General features: G+C 60.1%; 21 protein-coding genes. 19 read left to right on the top strand and 2 right to left on the bottom strand.

Translation table 11 applies throughout. From position 1 onward, the window contains the following. Nucleotides 1–17: 17 nt before the first annotated feature. The 6 genes from plsX to ffh all read left to right on the top strand — a co-directional run bounded on the left by plsX (nucleotide 18) and on the right by ffh (nucleotide 8,083). The gene (gene plsX / locus DXC90_RS05165; protein WP_117735042.1) at nucleotides 18–1,037 is read left to right on the top strand and encodes a phosphate acyltransferase PlsX; all 1,020 of its coding nucleotides are present in this window, start codon (nucleotides 18–20) and stop codon (nucleotides 1,035–1,037) included. A gap of 124 nt (nucleotides 1,038–1,161) precedes the next feature. Beyond that, on the top strand, nucleotides 1,162–1,404 hold the full coding sequence (locus DXC90_RS05170) for an acyl carrier protein (protein ID WP_117735043.1): 243 nt from the start codon (nucleotides 1,162–1,164) through the stop codon (nucleotides 1,402–1,404). Between the two features lie 3 nt (nucleotides 1,405–1,407). Next, nucleotides 1,408–2,133, top strand: coding sequence for a ribonuclease III (gene rnc / locus DXC90_RS05175; protein ID WP_117637759.1), 726 nt, complete (start codon nucleotides 1,408–1,410; stop codon nucleotides 2,131–2,133). 10 nt (nucleotides 2,134–2,143) lie between these two features. After that, a complete protein-coding gene (gene smc, locus DXC90_RS05180; protein WP_117735044.1) occupies nucleotides 2,144–5,680 on the top strand; it encodes a chromosome segregation protein SMC in 3,537 nt (1,178 codons plus the stop codon). Continuing rightward, nucleotides 5,680–6,597, top strand: a complete 918-nt coding sequence (gene ftsY, locus DXC90_RS05185; RefSeq protein WP_117564147.1) for a signal recognition particle-docking protein FtsY — start codon at nucleotides 5,680–5,682, stop codon at nucleotides 6,595–6,597. The genes smc and ftsY overlap by 1 nt, the downstream gene beginning before the upstream one ends. A gap of 10 nt (nucleotides 6,598–6,607) precedes the next feature. After that, nucleotides 6,608–8,083, top strand: coding sequence for a signal recognition particle protein (ffh, locus tag DXC90_RS05190; protein WP_117735045.1), 1,476 nt, complete (start codon nucleotides 6,608–6,610; stop codon nucleotides 8,081–8,083). Between the two features lie 115 nt (nucleotides 8,084–8,198). Here ffh and DXC90_RS05195 read toward each other — a convergent pair whose 3' ends face one another. After that, the gene (locus tag DXC90_RS05195; RefSeq protein ID WP_117735046.1) at nucleotides 8,199–8,963 is read right to left on the bottom strand and encodes a NifB/NifX family molybdenum-iron cluster-binding protein; all 765 of its coding nucleotides are present in this window, start codon (nucleotides 8,961–8,963) and stop codon (nucleotides 8,199–8,201) included. A 209-nt stretch (nucleotides 8,964–9,172) separates the two neighbouring features. Here DXC90_RS05195 and thyA point away from each other — a divergent pair, with 209 nt between their 5' ends. The 4 genes from thyA (at nucleotide 9,173) to DXC90_RS05215 (ending at nucleotide 13,048) form a co-directional block, all read left to right on the top strand. Beyond that, complete coding sequence (gene thyA, locus DXC90_RS05200; protein WP_117735047.1) at nucleotides 9,173–10,021, top strand: thymidylate synthase; 849 nt, start codon at nucleotides 9,173–9,175, stop codon at nucleotides 10,019–10,021. 9 nt (nucleotides 10,022–10,030) lie between these two features. Next, on the top strand, nucleotides 10,031–10,549 hold the full coding sequence (locus DXC90_RS05205; protein ID WP_117735048.1) for a dihydrofolate reductase: 519 nt from the start codon (nucleotides 10,031–10,033) through the stop codon (nucleotides 10,547–10,549). A 109-nt stretch (nucleotides 10,550–10,658) separates the two neighbouring features. Next, complete coding sequence (locus DXC90_RS05210) at nucleotides 10,659–11,573, top strand: RNA methyltransferase (RefSeq protein WP_117735049.1); 915 nt, start codon at nucleotides 10,659–10,661, stop codon at nucleotides 11,571–11,573. Nucleotides 11,574–11,698: 125 nt separating this feature from the next. After that, nucleotides 11,699–13,048, top strand: coding sequence for an MATE family efflux transporter (locus DXC90_RS05215; protein WP_117735050.1), 1,350 nt, complete (start codon nucleotides 11,699–11,701; stop codon nucleotides 13,046–13,048). Nucleotides 13,049–13,080: 32 nt separating this feature from the next. Here the strand turns inward: DXC90_RS05215 and DXC90_RS05220 are convergent, their stop codons facing one another. Next, nucleotides 13,081–13,566, bottom strand: coding sequence for a cob(I)yrinic acid a,c-diamide adenosyltransferase (locus DXC90_RS05220; RefSeq protein ID WP_117735051.1), 486 nt, complete (start codon nucleotides 13,564–13,566; stop codon nucleotides 13,081–13,083). 91 nt (nucleotides 13,567–13,657) lie between these two features. Between DXC90_RS05220 and ftsH the strand changes: the two genes are divergently transcribed. From ftsH to DXC90_RS05265, 9 genes are all read left to right on the top strand, one after another. Further along, nucleotides 13,658–15,550 (top strand): ATP-dependent zinc metalloprotease FtsH, encoded by a 1,893-nt coding sequence (ftsH, locus tag DXC90_RS05225; protein WP_172544932.1) that lies wholly within the window; start codon nucleotides 13,658–13,660, stop codon nucleotides 15,548–15,550. 81 nt (nucleotides 15,551–15,631) lie between these two features. Further along, nucleotides 15,632–16,087: a DUF523 domain-containing protein gene (locus DXC90_RS05230; RefSeq protein WP_117735052.1), complete on the top strand. Its 456-nt coding sequence runs from the start codon at nucleotides 15,632–15,634 to the stop codon at nucleotides 16,085–16,087. Nucleotides 16,088–16,650: 563 nt separating this feature from the next. Continuing rightward, the gene (ileS, locus tag DXC90_RS05235; protein ID WP_370446333.1) at nucleotides 16,651–19,428 is read left to right on the top strand and encodes an isoleucine--tRNA ligase; all 2,778 of its coding nucleotides are present in this window, start codon (nucleotides 16,651–16,653) and stop codon (nucleotides 19,426–19,428) included. Between the two features lie 296 nt (nucleotides 19,429–19,724). Further along, complete coding sequence (gene lspA / locus DXC90_RS05240; protein WP_233502182.1) at nucleotides 19,725–20,324, top strand: signal peptidase II; 600 nt, start codon at nucleotides 19,725–19,727, stop codon at nucleotides 20,322–20,324. Then, the gene (locus DXC90_RS05245) at nucleotides 20,324–21,337 is read left to right on the top strand and encodes an RluA family pseudouridine synthase (RefSeq protein ID WP_199406625.1); all 1,014 of its coding nucleotides are present in this window, start codon (nucleotides 20,324–20,326) and stop codon (nucleotides 21,335–21,337) included. The genes lspA and DXC90_RS05245 overlap by 1 nt, the downstream gene beginning before the upstream one ends. Nucleotides 21,338–21,419: 82 nt before the next feature. Beyond that, complete coding sequence (locus DXC90_RS05250) at nucleotides 21,420–22,715, top strand: glycosyltransferase family 2 protein (protein WP_089571721.1); 1,296 nt, start codon at nucleotides 21,420–21,422, stop codon at nucleotides 22,713–22,715. A 78-nt stretch (nucleotides 22,716–22,793) separates the two neighbouring features. Then, nucleotides 22,794–23,219 (top strand): prepilin peptidase, encoded by a 426-nt coding sequence (locus tag DXC90_RS05255; protein WP_117735055.1) that lies wholly within the window; start codon nucleotides 22,794–22,796, stop codon nucleotides 23,217–23,219. A 31-nt stretch (nucleotides 23,220–23,250) separates the two neighbouring features. Then, nucleotides 23,251–24,498 (top strand): deoxyguanosinetriphosphate triphosphohydrolase family protein, encoded by a 1,248-nt coding sequence (locus DXC90_RS05260; RefSeq protein WP_117735056.1) that lies wholly within the window; start codon nucleotides 23,251–23,253, stop codon nucleotides 24,496–24,498. 60 nt (nucleotides 24,499–24,558) lie between these two features. Further along, nucleotides 24,559–25,908, top strand: a complete 1,350-nt coding sequence (locus tag DXC90_RS05265) for a replication-associated recombination protein A (RefSeq protein WP_199406626.1) — start codon at nucleotides 24,559–24,561, stop codon at nucleotides 25,906–25,908. The last annotated feature ends 61 nt before the right edge of the window (nucleotides 25,909–25,969 follow it).

Here is a 25,969-nt window from a genome sequence, read left to right on the forward strand (position 1 = left end):
GTATAAGGAGCATGTATATGAGTAACGTTCGCGTTTGTGTAGACGTTGTGGGCGGAGACGAGAAACCTCAGGTTGTTCTCAATGGTATCGAGGCTGCGCTTGCCGCCGATCCCGATATCGAGGTCTTGGCAGCTGGCCCCGCCGAAATCGTCAATCCCTTTGCAGCTTCCCATGCACGTGTTGAGGCCCTTGAGGCACCCGACGTTATCGCCATGGATGACAATCCCATTCGCGCCGTGATGACCAAACGCAAGTCTTCGATCGTGTTGTCGTGCCGTGCCATCAAGAAGGGAAATGCGGACGCGTTCTTCTCTGCCGGCTCGACCGGTGCCATGACCGCCGCCGCCACCGCCTATGTGACGCCGTTTAGGTATCAGGCCGAAGGCAAGAAGCAGCCGGTGCGCCCCTGTCTGACCAATGCGCTGCCCAATCGCGCCGGCGGTCTGACGGTGCTGTGCGATATGGGCGCCAACCCCGATGTCGAGGTCGATGACATGGTGCGTTTTGCTCAGATGGGTAGCGCCTATGCCCGCGTCGTCCTGGGCATTGAGCATCCCCGCGTGGGCCTGCTTGCTAACGGCACCGAGGACGAGAAGGGCTCCAACTTTACCAAGGCGTGCTTCCCGGCCATGAAAGCCGTCGTTCCCGGCTTTGTTGGTAACTGCGAGGGCACCGATCTTACGTCGGGCAATTTTGAAGTCGTGGTCGCCGACGGCATGTCGGGCAACATCGCGCTCAAGGCCACTGAGGGCGCTGCTAAGTTTTTGCTGCAGGAACTCAAGGGCGTCTTTATGTCTTCACTTGGAACCAAGATCGCCGCGCTGCTTATTAAAAAGCAGATGCGCGAGATCAAGGCCAAGCTCTCTGGCGACGCCAAGGGCGGCGCGATTCTTTTGGGCCTGCGCGGCGTGGTTCTGATCGGCCACGGCGCCACGTCGGTCGAAGCTGTCAAAAACGGTACGCTCGCGGCGGCCGAAGCTGTGCGCGCCGGGCTGGTCGAGAATGTCGCCAACTCTATGGACGGTATCGTTTTATAAGAGCGAGTTAGAGCGCTGTTATGCGCCTCGGGGCGTGCGTCGTGGGGTAGAATCAGAACCGTGTCTTGGTACCGCCCGGGCGGTACCATTCTTTTGGTATTCATGCACTATGAGAGGAAGCGCTATGGACCGCTCCGAAATCTTCGACAAGATCGCCGAGGTCGCTGCTGACGTTCTGGGCGTCGATGTTGCCGAAATTAGCGATGAGACCACCTTTGACGACCTCGATGCCAACTCGCTCGAGCGCCTGCAGCTGGTTACGGCTATCGAGGACGAGTTCAACCTCGAGATCGATGACGAGACTCTGCTTTCGCTCAACTCTGTCGTCGACGCCGTCGACGCGATCGAAAACGCCAGGGAGGCCTAGGTCTTGGCTTTGTCTGAACGACTTACGCGCGCCCAGGAAATTCTGGGCCATGAGTTCAATAATAAGGTGCTGCTGCGCGCGGCGCTTACGCATCCCTCGGCAGTCGAGGGCCAGCCGGTTTCTGCCAGCTATGAGCGCCTTGAGTTCTTGGGCGATTCCATTTTGGGCGCCGTGGTCGCACGCTCCCTGTTTGAGTCCTATCCGGAGTTTGACGAGGGCAAGCTCACGCGCCTGAAGGTGTCGCTTGTCTCGGGCGCCACGCTGTCCGAGGTATCGCACGAGCTGGGTATCGACGACATCATCATCTTTGGTGCCTCCGAGACCGGTACGGGCGCACGCGGCCTGCATTCGGCGCTCGAGAACGTCTATGAGTCGCTCGTGGGCGCGCTGTACCTGGATGCCGGCTGGGATGCCGCAGCGGAGTTCATTCATCGCACGCTTAAGCCGCACTTGGCTTCCGAGCGTGCCGAACATCCTGCGAATCCCAAGTCGTTTTTGCAGGAGTGCGTGCAGGCCGACGGCCACGAGCCTCCGGCGTATAAGCTGGTTGGTTCCGAGGGTCCGGCGCATGCGCCCACCTTTACCGCCGTGGTGTTGATCGATGGTATTCGCCAGGGTCGCGGCTCCGGCTCCTCAAAGAAGGAAGCCGAGGGGGCCGCTGCACTCGAGGCACTTGACCGCATGGGCTACACCACTAACGGCGTGATTCTCAACAAGAAGCCTGTGTAAGCGAGGAACCGTGTATCTCAAGTCCCTCACGCTCAAAGGGTTCAAGTCGTTTGCCGACCGCGCCCATATGACGTTTGAGCCGGGCCTGACCGTCATCGTCGGTCCCAACGGCTCGGGAAAATCGAACATCTCCGACTCCATCCTGTGGGTTCTGGGCGAGCAGAGCGCCAAGCAGCTGCGCGGCCAGGCCATGGAGGATGTCATCTTCTCGGGCTCGTCGGCTCGCAAGCCGGTGGGTGTCGCCGAGGTCACGCTGGTGCTCGATAACTCGGACCATGTGCTACCCGTCGATTTTGACGAGGTCGCCATCACCCGTCGCATGTATCGCTCGGGCGAAAGCGAGTACCTCATCAACTCGAGTCCGTGCCGCCTGATGGACATTCAGGACATCCTGCACGATTCGGGCCTGGGTAAGGATACGCATTCCATCATCAGTCAGGGCAAGCTCGACGCCATTTTGCAGAGCCGCCCCGAGGAGCGCCGTGCCCTCATCGAGGAGGCCGCCGGCATCTCCAAGCACAAGCGCCGCAAGGAGCGTGCGCTCAAAAAGATCAAGTCGATGGACGAGCACCTGACGCGTGCCCGCGACATCAATAAGGAAATCGCCCGTCAACTGCGACCGCTGGAGCGTCAGGTCGATCGCGCGCGCAAGTACAAAGAGCTGTCCTCGCGCGCGAATGAGCTTACGCAGATGCTGGCTGTCGACGAGCTGCGTTCGCTGCAGTCGCAGTGGAACGACTTGGAGAGCCGCTCCAAGGAAGGTGCCGCCGAGCTGGAGCTTGCGCAGTACCGCATGGGCGAAAAGGAGCGCGAGCTCGAGAAGCTCCAGGTTATGCTCGAGGAAAAGGGCCTGTTTGTGGGCGATCTGGGCGAGCAGCGCCGCCATATGCAAGACGTGGTCGGTCGCATTAACTCCGATATGCGCCTGCTCGAGGAAAAGGGCCACAACATGGTGTCGCGCCTGTCTGACATGCGCGGCCAGATTTCGAGCTCCGAGCATCAGCGTCGTCGCGTGGTCGAGGAGCTCGAGGACGCGCGTGCGCAGCTTGAGGAGGTGACCGGTGCGCACATGCAGGCCCAGGAGGACGTTGACGCCGCTGGTCCTGCCGCCGCCGAGCTCCACGAGCGCCGCGTGGCGCTCGACAATCAGCTTTCGCAGCTTACGCGTGAGCAACGCGATGTGCAGCGCGTGGCCGATAACGCCGCGCTCGAGCTCGCTAAGGTGAAGGATTCCTTGAGCAATGCCGAGGTCGAGGACAACATGTACGCCTCGCGCCTGGAGCAGATCGATGAACAGCTCGAGGAGGTCACGGCTTCGCTCGAGAGCCGTCGCGACCGCGCCGAGGAGCTTGAGTGCGCTCTTGACGAAGCGCGCCAGGCTCAGGTCGATGCGCGTGAAGCCACCGAGACGGCACGCGCGGTCCTGAAGGGCCTGCGTGCCCGCGAGAGCGAGGCGCGCGACAAATTATCCGAGGTGCGCTCGGAGCTTGCCAGTCAAAAGAAACTCGATGCCCGCATGGCCGACAGCTCGCCGCTCGTGAGCCGCCTGGTGGGTGCGCTGGGCGACGATGTCTCGGGTCGTCTGGGCGACGTGCTCGAGGCCCCGCGTGAGCTTGAGGGCCTGGTTGAGCAATTGCTCGCCGGCGATATCGATGCGCTGCTGTTCGACGATACGTCCGCGCTTGAGCGTGCCGGTCGTGCGGCCCTGGACCAGAAGAAGGCCTCGGGCGAGGCGCTGCTGGTAGCGCGCGGCGTGAGCGGCACTGCTGCCGCCGAGGGCGCTGCCGGTTCGCGTCTGGTTGATCGCCTTTCCGTGCGTGCCGGTTATGGTCCGATTGTCGAGGCGCTGCTCGGCGGCTATTACGTAGTGGACGATCTTTCTGCCGCGCTGTCGGCGCCGGTCGTTGACGGTGTGACCTATGTGACCCCCGATGGTGCCCGCGTTGCCTGCGGCGGCTTGGTGCGTGTGGGGCTCGATGCTGGCGAGGCCTCGGGTGCTCTGGAGCGCAAGCGTCGCATTCGCGAGCTGGAGGGCCTGGAGCCCGATCTGGCTGCCGTGTTTGAGCATGTGTCGGATCAGGTCGTCGAGGCCAATGCGGCCGTTGAGGAAGCGCGTGCCGCTGAGGGCGATGCCGCCGGCGAGATTGCCCGTCTTGAGGGCGAGCGTCGCTCGCTGCTCTCCGAGATCGGCCGCTTGGAGCAAAGCGCCAACAACGCAGAGGTCGAGCGCATGCGCATTTCCAAGCGCCGTGAGCAGGCTTCCGAAGCCGTTCGCGCTGCGCGTCCGCGCGTGGACGAGCTCGCTCGTTCGCGTGACGAGGCTCGTGCGCAGGCGAGCGACCTGGGCTTGCAGATTGCCCAGGCCAACGATGAACTTGACCGCGTTCGTCGTGACGATTCCGAGGCTGCTGGCAAGCTCGCCGACGCCAAGGTTCGCCTAGCTCGGACGAGCGAGCGCCTGCGTTCGCTGAAGGGCCGCGTGCCCGACCTGGAGCATCGTCTTGAGGGCATCGACCGTCGTATCCGCGGAACACGCCAGGCTTCGCGCTCGCTCGAGCTGCTGCGCCTGCGCGTCGACCCCATGCACGAACGATATTCTGCCCTGTTGGAACGCGCGTCGGATTGGGCAGCGCGCCTGCGTGACCAGGCCTCTCTGGAAGAGGCGGACTCCGCTTCGCTCAAGAAGACCATCGAGGATGCCAAGGCAGAGGTTGCCCGCGCTAAGGAGCGGGTCGATACCGCCACCGCCACGCAAAACGAGTTTAAGGTCGCGCGTGGCAAGCTCGAGGTGCAGGTAGAGGCCGCCATTAAGGCCATTACCGCCGATGGCACCACGGTACTCGAGGAAGCGCTCATGCTTCCCGCGCCCACGGACCGCGATGCCGCCGAGCGCGAGCTCAACCAGCTTGTGCGCCAGATCAACAACCTGGGCCCTGTGAACCAAGTTGCCATGGAGGAGTACGAGCAGCTCAAGCGCCGCGCCGACTACATCGAGGAGCAGCTGGCCGATCTGGAGAGCGCGCGCAAGGCGCTCACCAAGATCACGGTGGCCATTGATCGCAAGATGCGCAAGGCGTTCCTGGTGACCTTTGAGAAGGTCGACGCGAACTTCCGCGAGATCTTCGCCATGCTCTTCCCGGGCGGTCAGGCTCATCTGGAGATGACCGATCCCGAGCATCCGGCCGAGACGGGCATTGAGGTCGTGGCGCAGCCGCGCGGCAAGCGCATCACCAAGATGATGCTCATGTCGGGCGGCGAGAAGAGTCTGACGGCGCTCGCCCTGCTCTTTGCCGTGTACCGCACGCGCACGGTGCCGTTCTATGTGCTGGACGAGGTCGAGGCGGCGCTTGATGACGCCAACCTGTCCAAGCTCATCGGCGCCCTCGATGTGCTGCGTTCCGATACGCAGCTCTTGGTCATTTCGCATCAGCGCCGTACTATGGAGGACGCTGACGTTCTCTATGGCGTCTCGATGCAAGCCGACGGCGTCAGCCGCGTCGTCTCGCAAAAACTCGATCGCGAAACCGGAAAGGTCGTGAATGCATAATGGGATTCTTTGACGCACTCTCGCGCGGACTTGAGCGCAGCCGTGAGGCCCTCAACGAGGTCTTCTACTTTGGCGGCGAGGTCGACGAGGATTTTTGGGAGGACCTTGAGGACACCCTCGTTATGGGTGACATGGGTGCCGAGGTCGCCATTCAGGTCTCCGATGACCTGCGCGATGCCGCGGCAAAGAAGAACCTCAAGACCGCTCCGCAGCTTCGTCGTGCCCTGGCCGAGCAGCTCGAGGGCCATTTTGTGCCTGTTGAGCGCGATCCGTTTTCCGATACTCCAAGCTGCGTGCTGTTTGTGGGCATTAACGGTGCCGGCAAGACCACGACGGTCGGTAAGATCGCGAGCGCCATGGCCGCCCGCGGCAAGAACGTCGTGATCGGTTCGGCCGATACCTTCCGCGCCGCCGCCATCGAGCAGCTCGATGTGTGGGGCCAGCGCGCCGGCGTCCCCGTCATCAAGCGCGACCGCGGCTCCGATCCGGCGAGCGTGTGCTATGACGTGCTCGACGAGGCCGATAAGCGCGGCAGCGACCTGGTGCTGATCGACACCGCCGGTCGTCTGCACACAAGCCCCGAGCTCATGCGAGAGCTTGCCAAGGTGGTCAACGTGACGCGTAAGCGCGCCGCCAATATGGCCGCCGGCCCCATGCCCGTCTCGGTTGTCCTCGTGATTGATGCCGCCACCGGTCAGAACGGTCTGAACCAGGCGCTCGAGTTTAACGAGGCGCTGGGTCTGGACGGTATTATCATGACGAAGCTCGACGGCACGGCAAAGGGCGGTATCGCCATGGCCGTGGCTGAGAAGCTCAAGCTCCCGATCCTGCGCATCGGCGTGGGTGAGCAGGTCGATGACCTGCAGGAGTTCAATGCCAAAGATTTCTGCCGCGCCCTGGTGGGCGAGTCCAATTAAGGAGTGACTAGTGTTTGATTCCCTGAGCGATCGCCTCAACGACACATTTGACCGCCTGCGCGGCAAAGGCAAGCTGACCGAGGCCGATATCACCTCGGCCATGCGCGACATCCGTATGGCGCTGCTCGAGGCCGACGTCAACTTTAAGGTCGTCAAGGAGTTCGTCGCCAAGACCAAGGAGCGCTGCATGACCGCAGAGGTCATGGAGTCGCTGTCGCCGGCGCAAAACGTCGTCAAGATCGTGCTCGACGAGCTCACCGAGATGCTCGGCTCCACCGAGAGCAAGCTCGTCTTTAGCAACCGTATCCCCAACGTCATCATGCTTGTGGGTCTGCAGGGCTCCGGTAAGACCACGGCGGCCGTAAAGCTGGCCTACCTGCTCAAGAAGCAGGGCCGCTCGCCGCTGCTCGCCGCGTGCGACGTCTACCGCCCTGCCGCTGCCGACCAGTTGGCAACGCTTGGCGGCGAGATTGGCGTGCCGGTCTTCCGCGGTGACGGTGTGCATCCGGTCGACATTGCCACGGGCGCCATCCAGGAGGCCGTCGACCACCTGCGCGACGTGGTCATCGTCGATACCGCCGGTCGCCTGCAGATCGATGAGCAGATGATGCAGGAGGCCGTGGACATCAAGAAAGCCGTCAAGCCCGATCAGGTGCTGATGGTCGTCGATGCCATGACCGGCCAGGATATCGTCAACGTGGTCTCGACCTTTGCCGAGCGCACCGACTTTGACGGTGTGATCATCTCCAAGCTCGACGGCGATGCCCGTGGCGGCGGCGCGCTTTCCGTGCGCCAGGTGACCGGCAAGCCCATCAAGTTTGTGAGCATGGGCGAGAAGCCCGATTCGCTGGAGCCGTTCTATCCCGATCGTATGGCCAAGCGTATTTTGGGCATGGGCGACGTCGTCGGCATCATCGAGAAGGCCCAGGAGGCAGCCGATGCCGAGCAGCTCGAGGCTGCCGAGCGCATGCTGCGCGAGGGCTTCACCATGAACGATATGCTCGACCAGATGAAGGCCGTTAAGAAGATGGGCGGCATGAAGGGCATTCTGGGCATGCTTCCCGGTGGCCAGCGCGCGCTCAGCCAGATGGGCGGCAACCTGGACGAGGGCATCTTCGATAAGAACGAGGCCATCATCATGTCGATGACCAAGGAGGAGCGCCTGCGTCCCTCCATCATCAACGGTCAGCGCCGTGCCCGCATTGCCAAGGGAGCTGGCGTAACCCCAACCGAGGTCAACAGCCTTATGAAGCAGTGGGGCGAGATGAACAAGATGATGGGCCGCATGCGCACGATGGCCAATCAGGCACAGGCCGGCGGCAAGAAGGGCAAAAAGGGTAAGAAGGGCAAAAAGATGCGCATGCCCAATATTCCCGGCCTGGATGCCATGGGCCTGGGCGGCATGGGCGGCCTGGGAACGGGTGGCCCCAAGTCCGATATGGATCTGCTGCGCCAGATGGAAGCGCAGATGCGTAAGAAAAAGTAGCGACTGGCTGAGTCGTGTATGGCGAAGGCCGCCCGGATGGTATTCCAGGCGGCCTTCGTCGTTGGTGCGTTATTTGTTGTGTGAGCAGGCACGTGATGGCATCGATTGCCTGCCGCTAGTGGCAGCCGCAGCCCTCATGGCCCTCGTGCTCGTGATGGCCGTGGCAGCCACAGGACTCGCCATGCTCATGGGAATGCTCGTGGTCATGGCCGTGGCAGCCGCACGTGGCCTCGCCGTTCTGTGCGAGCGTGCCAGCGATAAGGGCTTCGACGCACGCATCGCAGCTGCCCTGGGCTCCCGCATAGACGGTGATGCCGGCTTGAGCAAGCGCGTTGATAGCGCCACCGCCGATGCCGCCGCAGATGAGCGTGTCGACGCCGCCGTTGGCGAGCAGACCCGCCAGCGCGCCATGACCGGTGCCACCGGTGCCCACGACCTGCTCGTCGATCACCTCGCCGTCCTGGATGTCGTAGATCTTGAACTGCTCGCTGCGGCCAAAGTGCATAAAGATGTTGCCGTTGTCGTACGTCGTTGCCACCCTCATAGTGTCAACCTCCTTTGCTGGCCATGCGGCCGTCGTCGTGGTAATGGGGGAGTACGCGATGTTGCCACCTTCGATACTCAGCGCGCGCCCGTTGACCAGCGCGTTTGCCACCTTGCGATGCGCGCGGCTACCGATGGCCGCCACGGTGGCACGAGCGATGCCCATGTGCTGGGCGACAGCCTCCTGATTGAGGCCTTCCAGGTCGCACAGCCGCAGCACCTCGAGCTCGTCGACCGTCATGTCGATGGCGTCTCCGCTGGCAAGGCCATCGGGGGTAAAACCGCGATATTCGGGAATAATCCCAACACGGCGCAATTTTTTGCGTCTTCCTGCCATATACACTCCAAATCTGACATATGTCAAAAATAGGATAGCGCACCTGCGGACCAGCGCAAGGCATTTTTGGCATATGTCAGAAAAAGGCAAAGCCGTTGCGACTGAGAGTGAGCTGCCGTGCATTGCGTGTGCCGGCCCAAGTGTCCCATCCGATGCTGTGCGCCTGGGCTACAATAAAAATTGCTTATAGGCGACTGACAGGAGGGTCAATGAGCAAAGCTGATCAACAGTTTGTAGCCATGTGCCGCGATATCTTGGACCATGGCACCACCACCGAGGGCCAAAAGGTCCGTCCGGTGTGGGAGGACGGCACCCCTGCCTATACCATTAAAAACTTTGGCGTTACGGCGCGCTACGACCTGCGCGAGGAGTTCCCCGCGCTCACGCTGCGCCGCACGGCGCTTAAGTCTGCCATGGACGAGATCCTGTGGATCTATCAAAAGAAGTCCAATAACGTCCATGACCTCCACAGCCATATTTGGGACGAGTGGGCTGACGAGACCGGCTCCATCGGTAAGGCCTACGGATACCAGATTGGCCAGAAGAGCCATTATGCCGAGGGCGACTTTGACCAGATGGACCGCGTGCTGTACGACCTTAAGCATACGCCGTATAGCCGTCGCATCATGACGAACACCTATGTGTTCAGCGACCTGTCCGAGATGCACCTGTATCCGTGCGCCTACAGCGTGACATATAACGTGACGCAGCGCCCGCAGGATGACAAACCGACGCTCAACATGATTCTCAACCAGCGCAGCCAGGACATTTTGGCCGCGAACAACTGGAACGTGTGCCAGTACGCCATTCTGCTCATGATGGTTGCGCAGTCCGTCGATATGATTCCCGGCGAGCTGCTGCATGTGATTGCCGATGCCCACATTTACGACCGCCATGTCGATATCGTCCGCGAGCTTATCGAGCGTCCGCAGTTTGCGGCGCCTAAGGTTTCGCTCAATCCCGACGTGCACGATTTCTACGCGTTTACGACCGACGACCTGATCGTCGAGGGCTACGAGCACGGCCCGCAAGTCAAGAACATTCCTATTGCGGTGTAGGTGGCGCTTATGACGTGTAAGCTTTCTGCCATCGTCGCCGTGTGTGACGACTGGGGCATTGGCTGCGAGGGCGACATGGTAGTGTCCAATCGCGCCGACATGCGCCATTTTGTGGCGTGCACCAAGGGCTGTCCGGTCATTATGGGGCGCAAGACGCTGCTGAGTTTTCCCGGGGGGCGTCCGCTCAAGAACCGCCGCAATATCGTGCTCACGCGCGACGTGGACTTTGCTCCCGTGGACGTCGATGTGGTGCATAGTATTGATGAGGCGCTCGCTGCGGTTGCCGATGAGCCCGTTGCGTGGGTGATCGGTGGCGGCGATGTCTATCGGCAGTTTTTGCCGTATTGCGCAGAGGCCGAGGTCACGCACAACCATTGCGTGCATGTCGTGGATACGTACTTTCCCGATTTGGGAACCGATCCTGCGTGGGAGATTGCGCAGCGTAGCGGGGTCGCAACGATTGCCGCCGGTGAGGGTGACGAGGGCGTCGATTATGAGTTCGTGACGTATCGTCGCATCGAGGCGTAAAACCGATTATCCCTTCGGTATTATCGGGATGAAATGAATGACGGGGCGGCGCATGGCGTTGCCCCGATATTTGTATAGGTGCTGCAAAGAAAGGTGCGGGCTGGCTACTATGACTGATGCCGTTGAGGTGCTTCGAATCGATTCGCTCGAGGACGAGCGGCTCGATGCCTACGTGCGACTGACGGAGCGTGAGCTACGTTGCGTGCTGGAGCCGCAAAAGGGCATCTTTATCGCAGAGAGCGCCAAGGTCATCGAGCGTGCGGTACGCGCCGGCTACGACCCGGTGAGTTTTCTTTTGGGCGAGCGCTGGCTCGATCAGATGATGCCGCTGTTTGAGCGTCTGGTCGTGCGCGAGGGAGCGGGTCCTGTTCCGGTGTTCGTGGCCTCGATGGAGCTCATGGAGCAGCTGACGGGCTTTAATGTGACGCGCGGCGCGCTGGCGGCGTTTCGTCGCCCGCGGCAGATTTCGGTCGATGAGTTTCTCGGCGGCGTCGCTGAGGCGGCAGGGGAGCGTCCGGTGCGCGTGTGCGTGCTTGAGGGCATTGTTGATCACACCAATGTTGGCGCGATTTTTCGCTCGGCCGCCGCGCTCAATGTCGACGGTATTCTGGTGAGCCCTACGTGCTGCGATCCGCTGTATCGTCGCTCGGCTCGTGTGAGCATGGGCACGGTGTTTCAGGTGCCGTGGACTCGTGTTGGCAGCGAGGCGCGCGTATGGCCGCATGATGGCCTGGCGGCGCTGCACAATGCCGGGTTTTCCTGTGCCGCCATGGCGCTGACGGATGACTCCGTTTCGCTGGACGACCCTGCGCTGCGCGAGATTGACCGTCTGGCGATTTTTATGGGTACTGAGGGTGCCGGCTTGGGCGCCAAGACCATTGCCGGCTGCGACCGAGCCGTGCGCATTCCGATGGCGCACGGGGTCGATTCGCTCAACGTGGCCGCGGCGAGCGCCGTCGCCTTTTGGCAGCTGTGCCCGCACGTGAGCAACGAGTACCACTACCAGCCGGGTTTGTATCACTAGGCAGATATTCTGCACCGCGCTCTGATTCGGGGCGTTTCGGTCGCCGCCAGTCGGTGCTAAGCTGGTTTTGGCTTTGGTTTTAAATTGCTGACTTGTTGTTTGACGTATACGAGTGGGGAGGGCGTGTGGCTAAGAAATCTACGGCTATCGATGTAACGCAAGGTGTCATTTGGCAGCAATTGCTGTCGCTGTGCGTTCCCATCTTTTTTAGTTCGTTTTTCCAGCAGGCTTACACGCTTATCGGCACCTATATCGTCGGTCAGTTTGGCGGCAAGCTTGCGCTGGGCGGCATTCAAGCCACGATGGTGCTCACGGAGCTCTGCATTGGTTTTTGCGTTGGCGTTGGCGCCGGTTGCGCCGTTATCACGGGGCAGTTTTTTGGCCAGCACGATGACGAGCGCTTGAGCCGTTCGATCCATACAGCCATGACGCTTGCGCTCGTGGGCGGTATCGTCGTTTCCATTCTTGGCATAGTGCTTGTCGAGCCCATGCTCGTTTTGATGAATACGCCGCACGAGCTTCTCGCCGAGGGCGTAGCCTATGCTCGCTGCTATTTTGCCGCCATGTTTGCGGCGCTGCTGCTCAATATGGGTACCGCGCTGCTGCGTGCCGTGGGCGATACGCGTGGCCCTGCCGTGATTATTGCTTCCGGCTGCCTCGTGAACGTGGTGCTCGATATCATTTTTGTTGCTGTGCTGCATTTGGAGGCCTTGGGCTGTGGTATCGCGGTGGCACTGACCATTTGCTCTAATGCCACGATGATTGTGATTCGCATGATGCGTGCTCCGGGCGCATGGCGTTTGTCGATATCCAAGCTCGGCATCGATCGCGGTATTTGCAAGAGCATGCTTTCGTGCGGTTTGCCGCTGGGTTTTCAATCGGCGGCGTATTCGATTTCCAACGTTCTGATTCAGGTATCGGTCAACTCGTTTGGCGCCGATGTTACGACGGCGTGGGGTCTTTCGGGCCGTCTCGACGGCATCATCTGGATGGTGACCGAGGCGCTCGGCGTATCCATCACCACGTTCTCGGCGCAGAACTTTGGCGCGCGCAATTACGAGCGCATGCGCAAGGGCTACCACACGTCGCTCGTGCTGTCGTTTTTGCTCATCGGCGGTCTGTCCGGTGTACTGTTGGTGTTCTCTGGTCCCCTGTCGCGCCTGTTTGTCGATGATGCTTCGATTTCGGGCTACACCACGACCATCATCCATTTCATTGCACCGTTCTACGCGATCTTCTCGATTATCGAGAACGCGTCGGGCTCCATCCGCGGCGCCGGCGTGAGTCTGCAGCCTATGATGCTCACCATCTTTGGTACCGTCGTCCTAAGGGTAATCTGGGTGTTTGCGATTATGCCTTTTGATCCGTCGCTCGAGCACCTGCTGCTGGTCTATCCCGTAACCTGGCTCATCACCGCAACCATGTTCACCATCTACCACCACAGCGGCAACTGGCTAGGCCGCGCCACCGCCTAGCCGGCAGAAAGGGAACGTCCCTAAGTGCCGAATTAGTATTCGATGCCTTGGCGGGCTAGGAGGCCTTCGTCGAAGTAGTGTTTGACAGGGCGCATTTCGGTTACCAGGTCGGCAAGGTCGGCGAGGGGCAGCAAGCCTCGGCCGGTCAGTACGAGCTCCGTGGTGTCGGGCTTCATCGCGATCAGCGCTTCGACATCTTTGCGCGTCACAAAGCCCCGCCGCATGGCTTCTCCCAGCTCATCCAAGATCAACACGTCGACCTGGCTAATCTGCTCGCGCGCCAGCTCCATGATTTGTGCGGCACAGGCTTCGGGCGTGTCGCGGTCGGCTTGTACGATGCGCAGACCCAAACGGGGCGCCGCATCATGCTCGGCGCAGTGCAGCTTCTTTGCAAACTGCAGCATAAGCACGTTAAGTCCGTAGCCCGTCGCGCGCAAGGCGAGCCCCAACGCAGCCGTTGTCTTGCCCTTGCCGTCGCCCGTATAGATTTGAACCTTGCCGACTTCCAGTGATGCCATCTCTGTCCTTTCGTGCCCGGCGTCGGTTTATCGCCGTCCGGGTTGGGTATTCTAAAAACATTATCAACCCCAGTAGATGGAGTTCAAGCAGATGGAGATGGATGACAACAAACGTAGACGGAATATGATCCTCTACGTGCTCATCGCCTTCGTCGTCTACCTCGTGCTCTCGACCGTTCTGTTCCCCAACATCGGTCACACGCAGCAGATTACGAAGACCGATTACTCGACGTTTGTCAAAGCGCTCGATAAGAAGAGCGTTGACAAGGTCGAGTACAACACGGACGATTACTCGATTTATTACACCAAGAAGGGCGAGGACGAGAACATCGCCTACAAGACGACCGGTGTGCCGAATGACGCGGGCTTTACCGATCGCGTGCTTGAATCTGGCGCCTCGCTTGAGTCGGTCGTTCCCGATAAAAACTCGGGTTTGATGACCTACTACCTGCTCACCCTCATTCTTCCCATGGCGATTTTCTTCCTGATTGGCTGGTGGCTCAACCGCCGCATGAAGAAGGCCATGGGCGATGACGGTCCGTCGATGAACTTTGGCGGCGGCGGTTTTGGCGGCGGCGGACTGGGTAAGTCCGGCGCGCGCGTGATCGCCTCCAAGGACGTGGGCGTGACCTTTAAGGACGTCGCCGGCCAGGAAGAGGCCAAGGAGTCCCTCAAGGAGGTCGTCGACTTTCTGGAGAAGCCGCAGCGCTACGAGGAGATCGGCGCCAAGCTGCCGCGCGGCGCTCTTCTTGTTGGCCCTCCGGGTACCGGTAAGACCCTGCTTGCCAAGGCTGTTGCCGGCGAGGCGGGCGTGCCGTTCTTTAGCATTTCGGGCTCTGAGTTCGTTGAGATGTTTGTTGGTCGCGGCGCTGCTAAGGTGCGTGACCTGTTTAAGCAGGCCAAGGAAAAGGCCCCGTGTATCGTCTTTATCGATGAGATCGATACCATCGGTAAGAAGCGCGATGGCGGCGGCTTTAGCGGCAACGACGAGCGCGAGCAGACGCTCAACCAGCTGCTGACCGAGATGGACGGCTTCGATAACCACAAGGGTATTGTCGTCCTTGCTGCCACCAACCGCCCCGACAGCCTCGATCCGGCCCTGCTGCGCCCCGGCCGTTTTGACCGCCGCATTCCCGTCGAGCTGCCCGACCTGACCGGCCGCAAGAACATCCTCGAGCTCCACGCCAAGAGTGTGAAGACCCAGCCACCGATTGATCTGACCGCGATTGCCCGCGCTACGCCCGGTGCCTCGGGCGCCGACCTGGCCAATATCATCAACGAGGGCGCCCTGCGCGCCGTTCGCGAGGGTCGAAAGCGTGCAACCCAGGACGACTTCGAGGAGTCGGTGGAGGTTGTTATCGCCGGCCAGCAGCGTAAGTCCACGGTGCTTTCCGACCACGAGAAGCAGGTTGTTTCCTACCACGAGATTGGCCATGCCATTGTCGCTGCCCGCCAAAAGGGCTCTGCCCCGGTCACCAAGATCACCATCGTGCCGCGCACGAGCGGTGCTCTTGGCTATACCATGCAGGTCGAGGAGGACGAGCGTTTTCTGACCACGCGCCAGGAGGTGCTCGACAAGCTCGCTGTCTACTGCGGCGGACGTGCTGCCGAGGAGCTCATCTTTGGTGAGATGACGACCGGCGCGGCCAACGATATCGAGCAGGCCACCAAGCTCGCCCGCAACATGGTGACGCGTTTTGGTATGTCCGATGAGTTTGGCATGATGGCGCTCGGTACCGTTCAGAACGCGTACCTCAACCAGGACACGTCGCTCACTTGCGCCCCCGGTACGGCTGAGCGCGTGGACGCGATTGTCGCCAAGCTGATCGAGGATGCACATGATCGCGCCCTGCAGATCCTCAAGGAGAACAAGTTTAAGCTTCACGAGCTGGCTCGTTATCTGTACAAGAAGGAGACGATTACGGGTGAGGAGTTCATGAACCTCCTCACGCGTGAGAATCCGCTGATGCCAAAGCAGCAGTAAAGCCGCGGCCGAGCCAGTTATCGCCGACGCCCCATTTGAGCAGCTTTCTCAAATGGGGCGTTTTGCTTGAGAGGGATGGAAATGAAGATCGTGGTGAGCGCCTGCTTGATGGGCGAGAACTGTAAATATAACGGGCTTGACAATTACCATCGCAAGCTGGTCGAGGCTTGCGAGCGTACGGGGACCGAGGTCCTGCTGGTGTGCCCCGAGGTTTTTGGCGGTCTGCCTACGCCGCGCAAGCCGTCCGAGATTGTGGACGGTGAGGTCCGCACCTGCGAGGGCACCTCGGTCGATCGCGAGTTTCGCCTGGGTGCTCAACGCGCGCTCGATATGTGCGAGCACTTTGGCGGCCCGTCCGAGATCGCTACTTGCGTCCTTCAGGACCGTAGCCCCTCGTGCGGCGCGGGCCGCATCTACGATGGTACATTCAGCGGCGCACTCACTGCGGGTAACGGCGTTTTCGTCGACCTGCTCTTGCGCAATGGGTACCGTGTTATCCCAGCGAGTGAATTTGATCCCAGCTTGCTGGAGCAATAAAAAACCACCACAAAGGTGCCTGTCCCCCTTGTGGTGGTTTTGGTAGGTTAGGCGAGGAGCGTGTGACCGTAGGCGTTGGCCGCCCGGTATTTTGCTCCAAGAGAAAGTCCACAGCCGCGAGATTTTTCGAACGTATAAAACCAGTGCTGAGGGTTTTTCGCCGGCGCGGAACGTGCTAGCATACTCCACATGAGCGTTGATGGGGACGAGTAGTCAGCCATCCGCATGCTACAGAGAGCGGGGAGTGCTGAGAACCCGTGCATGCGACCGATGAAAATCACCCCGGAGCTGCGGTCCCAACGGACGCGCCGCACAGGCACGTCTTAGTAGACATCGCCGAGGTGGTCGTCGATACAGGCCAGCCGAGTAACGGATGCGAGCGCGTGGCGACGCGGGCGAGGGCATCTAAGCTGGGTGGTTAAGCGAAGAGCTTTTACGGGCAGTCTGCCCGTTTTGTGGCGCTTCGTCCCAGCTTGTAGGGACGGGCGCTATTTTTGGTGCCCAGAGGGCGTGTGCGCCCACGACATGAAAGGGGTACCGTGGCAAACGAGTACAAGCAGACGATGAATCTGCCCAAAACCGGATTTCCCATGCGTGCCGGTCTTTCCAAGTCCGAGCCCAAGCGACTCAAGGACTGGCAGGACAACAAGGTCTACGAGCAGGTTTTGAAAAAGAACGAGGGTCACAAGAAATTCGTGCTGCACGACGGCCCTCCGTACGCCAACGGCCCGATCCACATCGGCCATGCCATGAACAAGATCTCTAAGGACATGATCAACCGTTACTGGATGATGCAGGGCTGCGAAGTTCCCTATGTCCCCGGTTGGGACTGCCACGGTCAGCCGATTGAGCACAAGGTCGAGGAGAAGCTCGGCACCGAGAAGTTCAACCAGACCTCCACGGCTAAGATTCGCGAGCTTTGCAACAAGTTCGCTGTCGAGAACATCGAGTTGCAGAAGGCCGGCTTCCGTCGCCTGGGCGTGCTTGGTGACTGGGACAACCCGTATCTGACGCTTTATCACCAGCACGATGCCGCCGACATCGAGGTCTTCAAGGCCATGTTCGACAAAGGCATGATCTATCGCGGCCACAAGCCGGTTCACTGGTGCAAGCATTGCCATACCGCGCTGGCCGAGGCCGAGATCGAGTACTCCGACGAGACGAGCCCCTCCATCTTCGTGCGCTTTGAGATGACTTCCAAGCCCGCTGGCCTCGAGAGCTTCGATGGCCCGGTTGACTTTATCATCTGGACGACCACGCCGTGGACCATCCCCTCCGATCAGGCAGTTTCCCTAAAGCCCGGTGCCGCCTACGTCGCCGTTGAGCACGACGGCCGCGCCGAGGTCATGCTCGAGGACCTGGCTCCCAAGTGCTGCGAGGAGTTTGGCTGGGAGTACACCCCGGTCACGGTCGACGGCAAGCCCTATGTGGTTCCCGCCGAGACCTTCCACCACATCCACTACAAGCAGCCGATCTTTGACGGTGTTGAGGGCGTGGCGCTGCTGGCCGATTACGTCGGTGTCGATGACGGTACCGGTATTGTCCACAACTCGCCCGGCCACGGTGTCGACGACTACTTTGCCTGCCTCAAGGAGGGCATCACCGACATCTGCATGCCGGTCGACGACGACGGTAAGTTCTACACCGGCGAGGAGTTTGGCACCGGTGGTCCCTTCAGCGGTATGGACACCGACGAGGCTAACCCGCACATCGTCGAGTTCCTGCGCGAGCGCGGCACCCTGGTCCTCGAGAAGAAGATCACGCACAGCTATCCGCACTGCTGGCGCTGCAAGCATCCGGTGCTTTTCCGTGCTACCGACCAGTGGTTTGTCTCGATGGACAAGACCGGTCTGCGCGAGCAGGCTGGCAAGGAGGTCCGCGAGAACGTCAAGTGGTATCCGGCCCACGCCGCCAACCGCATTGGCGCCATGGTCGAGCAACGCCCCGACTGGTGCATCAGCCGTCAGCGCAACTGGGGCGTGCCGATCCCCAGCTACACGTGCGCCGACTGCGGCGAGAAGGTCATGAACGACGCCACGCTCGACGCCGTCATCAAGCTCTTCCACGAGAAGGGCTCCGATGCTTGGTTCACCGACGCTCCCGAGAGCTATCTGGGCGAGGCCTGCGTCTGCCCCAAGTGCGGCGGCCATCACCTCAAGGCCGATAAGGACATCCTCGACGTATGGTGGGACTCCGGCGTGTCTTGGAAGGCCGTCTGCGAGTATCGTCCCGAGCTGGAGTACCCGGCGGACGTCTACCTCGAGGGTTCCGACCAACACCGCGGTTGGTTCCAGAGCTCGCTGCTCACCTCGGTGGGTGCCAACGGCCATGCTCCGTACAAGGCGGTCGTCTCGCAGGGCTTTACCCTCGACGGCCAGGGCCGCAAGATGTCCAAGTCGCTCGGCAACGTCATCGACCCCAACAAGGTCTGCGACGAGATGGGCGCCGACATCATCCGTCTGTGGGTTGCCTCCGTCGACACCAGCTCCGACGTCTCCATCGACCACGAGATTCTCGCTCGTACGTCCGATGCCTACCGTCGTTTCCGTAACACGCTGCGCTTCTTGCTCTCCGAGCTCGAGGGCCAGTTTGAGCCCGAGACCGACGGCGTCGCCTTTGCCGACCTGCTGCCGCTCGACAAGCTCATGGTCGCCCGTCTGACCCAGGTCCAGGCCGAGGTCGACGACGCCTACGCTAGCTACGAGTTCCCGCGCGCCTACCGTGCGCTCTACGACTTTGTGGTTACCGAGCTTTCCAACGTGTACCTTGACGCCCTGAAGGACCGTCTGTACTGCGACAAGCCCGGCTCGCTCGAGCGTCGCAGCGCCCAGACCGTGCTGGCCGAGCTCTTCTCGATGCTCATGCGCGACCTGCAGCCGATCCTGTCCTACACCGTCGACGAGGCCATGGCCTATGCGCCTGCTGGCTGCGTCGATCACCAGAAGTACGCTGCGCTGCTCGATTGGTACAAGTCGCCCATCACGGTCGACGAGGCCAACGAGTTTGAGGGCGTGCTTGAGGCTTCGCTCGAGCTCCGTGGCGCCGTGACCAAGGCCCTTGAGGATGCCCGCTCCGCCGGCACCTTCACCAAGAGCCAGCAGGTCCGCGTCAAGGCGGTCGTTCCCGCCGAGATGTATGCGCTGCTGACCGGTGATAAGGCTGTCGACTTGGCCGAGTTCTACATCGTCTCCGATGTTGAGCTGACCCAGGGCGAGGAGCTTTCCGTTGCCATCGAGGCTGCCGAAGGCGAGTGCTGCGACCGTTGCTGGAACTACCGCACCACGGTCGGCGAGTACAACGGCCACGCGCACATCTGCAAGCGTTGTGCAGAGGCCCTGTAGGTTACGGCGTTTTACCAAACGCCGTAACCGGCCGACGCTGCGCGGGCCGCATTTGGACAATCTGCCGTTCAATTTCAAGGGCGCGACCGAAAGGTCAGCGCCCTTTCATTTCGCGGCACCTTGTCTCAAATGCAGCCCGCTCGCTGATTTTTGTTCTACCTGCGGTGTTTTAATGATGTGACAAAGGGACTGTCCCTTTGTCACATTGGTGGATATGTCGTGCGGTTTGCGTATGGCAATATAAGATGGTTACTTGCACAGAACGTAACTTGAGCTTTTGAGGGTAGGGGATTGATTTGGGTCGTACTGCGGATATGGCGCCGTCTTTGCGTTGGCGGCTGGGTATTGCTGGTGGGGTGGCGCTGGTTGTGCTACTTGTTGACCAGCTGACCAAGCTTGCGGTTCGTGCCGTGGGCGATGCCCTGCATATGACCGTTATCCCTGGCGTGATCGATTTTGTGTTTGTTCGCAATATCGGAGCTGCGTTTAGCATGGGCGAGGGCCATGGCGTTGCGTTCGCTATGCTGGCGCTTGCGGTCATTGCCGCCATTGCCGTGTACTTGGTTCGTGCGCCTCAGCTTGCTCGCCTGGAGGTCGTTGGTATGGCTATGGTCGCGGGCGGTGCCGTCGGCAACGTGATCGACCGTCTCGCCTTTGGGTTCGTGACCGATTTTATTGCCACCACCTTCATCGATTTCCCCGTCTTTAACGTTGCCGATATCGGCATTACGGTCGGTGTCGTGCTGGCGCTCATCGGCTACATGTTCTTGAGCCCCGCCGCTCGCGAGGTCGATGCGACCGCCGAGCTCAACGCCCGTGATGAGGCCCGCGCCAAGCGCAAAGCCAAGCAGCGTGGGGAGCGTGCCCGCAAGATTCGCGATAGGAATGAGCGATAATGGCCGACATTCATATTCTTGTTGCTGACGATTCCGCTGGTCAGCGTCTTGATGCCTATCTGGGTGCCAATGACGGCTGCCCTACGCGCTCTGCCTGCGCGCATCTGATCGAGGGCGGTGCCGTTGCCGTCAACGGCGAGACCTGTCTCTCCAAAAAGTACGCCGTGCGAGCCGGCGACCGCATTTCGGTCGATTTGCTCGAGCCGCACGACCCGGCCGACGTGATTCCCGAGGCCATTCCCATCGATATTCGCTACGAGGACGACTATCTCATTGTGCTCTCCAAGCAGCGCGGCCTGGTGTGCCATCCTGCGCATGGTCATGAGAGCGGTACGCTCGCGAATGCCCTGGTCTATCACTGCGGCATCGACCATCTGGGCACCGTGCAGGGCGAGGATCGCCCCGGCATCGTGCATCGCCTGGATCGCGACACTTCGGGCCTTATGCTTGCGGCGAAGGACGACGACACCCAGCGCGCGCTCCAAAATCTTATCCGTACGCGCACGCTCGACCGCCGCTATATTACGCTCGTTCACGGACATATCGCTATGGATGAGGGCACCATTAACACCGGCATTGCCCGTTCTACGCGTGACCGTGTCAAGATGGCGGTTTCGGACGATCCTTTCGCGCGTCAGGCCATTACGACCTTTAAGGTCCTCGAGCGCTTCGATTCCACGCGTTTTGACGACGGCTATACGCTCGTCGAGTGCCACCTGTTTACGGGCCGCACGCATCAGATACGCGTGCATATGCGCCATATCAACCACGCCTGCGTGGGCGATCCGCTCTACGGCAAGTGCGATGCACACGCCGATCAGGGTTTGACCAGGCAATTCCTTCATTCCTGGCGCGTCGCATTCGACCATCCCGTGACGGGGGAGCGCATTGAGTGCCGCGACGAGCTGCCGTGGGATCTAGCTGCGGTTCTTGACGACCTGGCCCCGCGCTCGCTTGGTCGCACCACTGCCGGCGACGAGATCGTTCCTCAGCTCGGTCTTCTCGAAGCCTAGTCGGTATTAGGTGGTTTCTTGAACGCCCCTAGCCTGCGGTATGATATACGGTTGTTTACGTAACGCGTTCCTGGGAGCCTGCATGCTCGCCTTTTTACAAACCAACACGCCCATCGTGATCTTTAACCAGATTGTGGTTACGCTGCTCACGGTCTGCTTTCTGTACCAGGTCGTCTTCTTTGTCATTGGCGCCCTGCGCGGTGAGGTTGCACCTCCCAAGGCCAAAAAGCTCCATCGCTATGCCTTCTTCATTGCGGCGCATAACGAGGAGGCGGTAATTGCCAATCTCGTGCGCTCCATCAAAGACCAGGACTATCCGTCCGAGCTTATCGAGGTCTTTGTGGTCGCCGATGCCTGCACCGATAACACGGCGCAGCTCGCTCGCGAGGCTGGCGCCATCGTCTATGAGCGTAACGACCTGGCCCGTAAGGGTAAGAGCTGGGTCATGGACTTTGGTTTTGACCGCATTCTTAACGAGTATCCCGATACCTTTGAGGGCTACTTTATTTTCGACGCCGACAACGTTATCTCCCGCGATTACGTCTCCAAGATGAATGACGCCTTTGACCAGGGCTTCCATGTGGTCACAAGCTACCGCAACTCCAAAAACTTTGGTAGCTCGTGGATCTCGGCAGCGAATGCCACTTGGTATCTGCGCGAGGCGCGTTTCCTCAATAACGCACGTAATATCTGCAAGACTTCCTGTGCCGTTTCGGGTTCGGGCTACCTTATCTCGGCGAGCGTGATCGAGGGCATGCACGGTTGGCAGTTCCATACGCTGACCGAGGACATCCAGTTCACCACGTTCTGCGCCATTCACGGCATCCGCATTGGCTATGCGCCGGCGGAGTTCTTTGACGAGCAGCCCGTGACGTTCAAGGCATCCTGGAAGCAGCGTATGCGTTGGACCAAGGGCTTTTACCAGGTGTTCTTTACGTATGGTAAGCACCTGGTCAAGTCGACCTTCCGCTATCATCGCTTTGCCGCATATGACATGTTTATGACCATCGCTCCGGGCATGCTTCTGTCCCTGATTTCCATGTTAGCCAACGCGACGTTCCTTATCGTGGGTGGACTCTCACACGGCTTCTTGGCTACCGAAGTCGAGATGCAGGCTTGTGCCGCCTCGCTCATTATGACCTTCGCGATGATGTATCAGACCTTCTTTATCCTGGCGCTGCTCACGACCATCTTTGAGTACAAGCACATTCACTGCGCTCAAAAGTGGCGCCTGGTGACCAACCTGTTTACCTTCCCGATCTTTATGTTCAGCTATATTCCCATCACGGTGGCCGCACTGTTCCTAAAGGTCGACTGGGTCCCGACGCAGCACGCCGTCAGCGTTACCCTCGACGAGGTCATGCAGGGCGCTAAATAACCACCACCAAAACCACCACAAAGGGGACAGGCACCTTTGTGGTGGTTTTTGCTTTTGAGCAGCTGTTCATGGAGGTGCATGATGTTCTATATCCCATTTTGGATCTGCGCCTTTGCCGGTGCGGTGGTTGATGCCCGCGAGCGGCGGTACCCGAATGAGCTTGCCGGCGTGTGCGCGGTGGCGGCGTTTGCGGGCGTTTGGCTCGATCTCGGTTTGAGCACAGCGCTTGACCACGCGGGTCTAGCCGTCATCATGTATCTTGCTCTCGTGCTGACTGAGTCCCTCTGGCGTCGTCTTCGCCAAACCCCGGGCATCGGCATGGGAGATGCCAAGGCGCTCTTCGCGCTTTGCACGCTCGACCCTATGGGTGGCATCGTGGCATTTGCCGCCGCGCTCCTGGCCCTTGCCCTCTCCTGCCTCATCACAAAATCGCGCTCCCTGCCATTGCTCCCGTTTTTGGTGCCGATTTTTGCCATAATCGAGGTCGTGGGCTGCACATTGTAACCGATTGCGCATCCTTCTTAAGGAGCATGCCATGGCAACTAATCAAGAAACGGCCGTCATAAAGGCGCGCATGGACCGTATTCCCTCGGCGTTGTCGTCCGAACTTGTCGAGCGCATTGCCGCCGATCGTGCTTCGGGCTATGTCAACCCGTGTCGTTGCAACGACGACCAGGTCATTCGTCGTGTTGATCGTGTCGCCGACAAAGGTACGCTTATGCGTCCAGCGTTTATGCGCGATATCGAAAAGATACTTCATCTTCCGGCGTACACCCGTTATGCAGGCAAAACGCAGGTCTTTAGTTTCCGTAGCAATGACGATCTGTCACGTCGCGGTTTGCACGTGCAGCTTGTTTCGCGCATCGCACGCGATATCGGCCGCGCCTTGGGGCTCAACTGTGATCTGATCGAGGCGATTGGCCTGGGCCACGACTTGGGGCACACGCCCTTTGGCCATGCCGGTGAGCGATTCCTCAACGATATTTACCACGAGCGCACCGGCCGCTTCTTTTTCCATAACGTGCAGTCGGTGCGCGTGCTCGATGCCCTGTATGGCCGCAACGTATCGCTCCAGACGCTCGACGGCGTGCTATGCCATAACGGCGAGTACGAGCAGCGCGTGTTTGAATTGTCGGATATGGGCTCCTTTGACCAGTTCGATCGGACAGTTGAGGACTGTATCGCCACGGGCTATGGCGCTATTGAGCACCTGCGTCCCATGACGCTCGAGGGCTGCGTCGTTCGCATTTCGGACATCCTCGCCTACGTCGGTCGTGACCGTCAGGATGCGATCGCGGCGGGCTTGCTTTCGCCAGACGCTTTTGATGATGGCCGGGGCGGTGCCTACAACAGTTGGATCCTCACGCACGCTTCCATCGATATCGTCGAGCACAGCTATGGCAAGCCGCGCATCGAGATGAGCGAGGACCTGTTTGAGGAAATACGCCGAGCCAAGCGCGAGAACTACGAGAAAATCTATAGCAAGGGCGGTATCGAAGGCGACTCCGAAGCGGAGCTGCGAGAGGCCTTCGAAAAGCTCTACGGCCGTTGCCTGCGGGACATAAACGAAGGCGACGAGTCTTCGTACATCTTTAAGCATCACATTTCTCGCATTGAGCAGCAGCTTTCTTACTACGATCGCGTGTATGCCTGGCAGGACGACAAGGATCAAGCCGTGGTGGATTACATCGCGAGCATGACGGACGGTTATTTCTGCGAGCTCACGAGCAAGCTGTTCCCGGGTTTAAAGTTTCCGCACCGCACCTATATTAACGAACGGTAGTTCGTATCCTTTCGGTATACTGTTGGTCAACAACGATTTTGATTGATGCACGGGATGGCTATGGACGACCTTTTTTCTGCCTCGACGCGCGAGCGTTCCTTTAGAAATGCGCCGCTCGCGGTGCGCATGCGCCCCAATTCGCTCGATGATTACGTGGGCCAGCAAAAGGCCGTCGGTAAGGGCTCATGGCTGCGTGCCGCGATTGAGCACGACGTGCTATCGAGTGTGATTCTGTACGGGCCGGCCGGTACGGGCAAGACGACGCTGGCCCACATTATCGCCAACCATACCAAGAGCGAGTTTGTCGAGGTCAGCGCCGTCACGGGTACTGTGAAGGATCTGCGCCGCGTGATTGACGAGGCAAAGACGCGCCTGAATACCTACGACCGTCGCACCATCCTGTTTATCGACGAGATTCATCGCTTTTCCAAGTCGCAGCAGGATGCCCTGTTGCATGCAGTCGAGAATCGTACCGTCATTATGATCGGCGCCACGACGGAGAATCCGTACTTTGAGGTCAACTCGGCATTGCTCTCGCGTGGTCGCGTGGTGGAGCTTGAGCACCTCAAAGACGAGGATATCGCCACGCTTATCGAGCGTGCGCTCGAGGCGCCGCAGGGTCTGAACGGCAAGTTCTCGGCCGATGAGGATACGGTTAAGACCATCTGCACGCTGGCCGCCGGCGACGCTCGCTCGGCGCTCACGACGCTCGAGCTTGCGAGCGAGATTGCCGTCACGCGTCCCGATACCGAGGGAACGCCAGCGCCTGCGGCGGGGGAGCGCTATCCCATTACCGTGGATGACGTGAAGATTGCCAATCCGCGTCGCGGTTTTTCGTATGACAAAAACGGCGACATGCACTATGACATTATCAGTGCGTTCATCAAGTCCATGCGCGGCAGCGACCCCGATGCCACCATTTATTGGCTCGCGCGCATGATCGATGCGGGTGAGGATCCTAAGTTTATCGCCCGCCGCATTATGATTCAGGCTTCTGAGGACGTTGGTAATGCCGATCCGCAGGCACTTTTGGTGGCGCATGCTGCCTTTAAATCTGCTGAAGTTATTGGCTATCCTGAATGTCGCATTAACCTGGCACAAGCTGCGCTCTATGTGTGCTTGGCGCCTAAGTCCAATGCGTGCGAGGCCTCGATCGATGCGGCGCTAGCCGATATCCACAGCAGTGGTCTTCGCGAGGTGCCCAGTTACCTACGCGATCGCCATCGCCCTGGTAGCGATGAGTACGGCGTTTACAAGTATCCGCACGATTATCCCGAAGGCTGGGTCGATCAGCGCTACTTGCCCGACGGCCTGGAACATGGTGCCTTTTGGCAGCCTGCCGGCCGCGGTTGGGAAGAGTGGCGTGTGGAGCAAAGCGAACGTGACCGTAGCGGTAACGCGCCCAAGTAGGTCATTGGCACCTCGCACATTCCCTTTGGGTATCTTTCCCCTTCTTTGGGGTACCATGAAC

The sequence above is a fragment of the Collinsella sp. TF09-1AT genome (assembly GCF_003436895.1).
GTDB lineage: Bacteria > Actinomycetota > Coriobacteriia > Coriobacteriales > Coriobacteriaceae > Collinsella.

What these genes read in the sequence shown, in the direction of transcription:
- plsX (WP_117735042.1), top strand. Translation starts at nt 18, where the DNA reads ATGAGTAACGTTCGCGTTTGTGTAGACGTTGTGGGCGGAGACGAGAAA.
- DXC90_RS05170 (WP_117735043.1), top strand. Translation starts at nt 1,162, where the DNA reads ATGGACCGCTCCGAAATCTTCGACAAGATCGCCGAGGTCGCTGCTGAC.
- ftsY (WP_117564147.1), top strand. Translation starts at nt 5,680, where the DNA reads ATGGGATTCTTTGACGCACTCTCGCGCGGACTTGAGCGCAGCCGTGAG.
- DXC90_RS05195 (WP_117735046.1), bottom strand. Translation starts at nt 8,963, where the DNA reads ATGGCAGGAAGACGCAAAAAATTGCGCCGTGTTGGGATTATTCCCGAA.
- thyA (WP_117735047.1), top strand. Translation starts at nt 9,173, where the DNA reads ATGAGCAAAGCTGATCAACAGTTTGTAGCCATGTGCCGCGATATCTTG.
- DXC90_RS05205 (WP_117735048.1), top strand. Translation starts at nt 10,031, where the DNA reads ATGACGTGTAAGCTTTCTGCCATCGTCGCCGTGTGTGACGACTGGGGC.
- DXC90_RS05210 (WP_117735049.1), top strand. Translation starts at nt 10,659, where the DNA reads ATGACTGATGCCGTTGAGGTGCTTCGAATCGATTCGCTCGAGGACGAG.
- DXC90_RS05220 (WP_117735051.1), bottom strand. Translation starts at nt 13,566, where the DNA reads ATGGCATCACTGGAAGTCGGCAAGGTTCAAATCTATACGGGCGACGGC.
- ftsH (WP_172544932.1), top strand. Translation starts at nt 13,658, where the DNA reads ATGGAGATGGATGACAACAAACGTAGACGGAATATGATCCTCTACGTG.
- DXC90_RS05230 (WP_117735052.1), top strand. Translation starts at nt 15,632, where the DNA reads ATGAAGATCGTGGTGAGCGCCTGCTTGATGGGCGAGAACTGTAAATAT.
- ileS (WP_370446333.1), top strand. Translation starts at nt 16,651, where the DNA reads ATGAATCTGCCCAAAACCGGATTTCCCATGCGTGCCGGTCTTTCCAAG.
- DXC90_RS05245 (WP_199406625.1), top strand. Translation starts at nt 20,324, where the DNA reads ATGGCCGACATTCATATTCTTGTTGCTGACGATTCCGCTGGTCAGCGT.
- DXC90_RS05250 (WP_089571721.1), top strand. Translation starts at nt 21,420, where the DNA reads ATGCTCGCCTTTTTACAAACCAACACGCCCATCGTGATCTTTAACCAG.
- DXC90_RS05255 (WP_117735055.1), top strand. Translation starts at nt 22,794, where the DNA reads ATGATGTTCTATATCCCATTTTGGATCTGCGCCTTTGCCGGTGCGGTG.
- DXC90_RS05260 (WP_117735056.1), top strand. Translation starts at nt 23,251, where the DNA reads ATGGCAACTAATCAAGAAACGGCCGTCATAAAGGCGCGCATGGACCGT.
- DXC90_RS05265 (WP_199406626.1), top strand. Translation starts at nt 24,559, where the DNA reads ATGGACGACCTTTTTTCTGCCTCGACGCGCGAGCGTTCCTTTAGAAAT.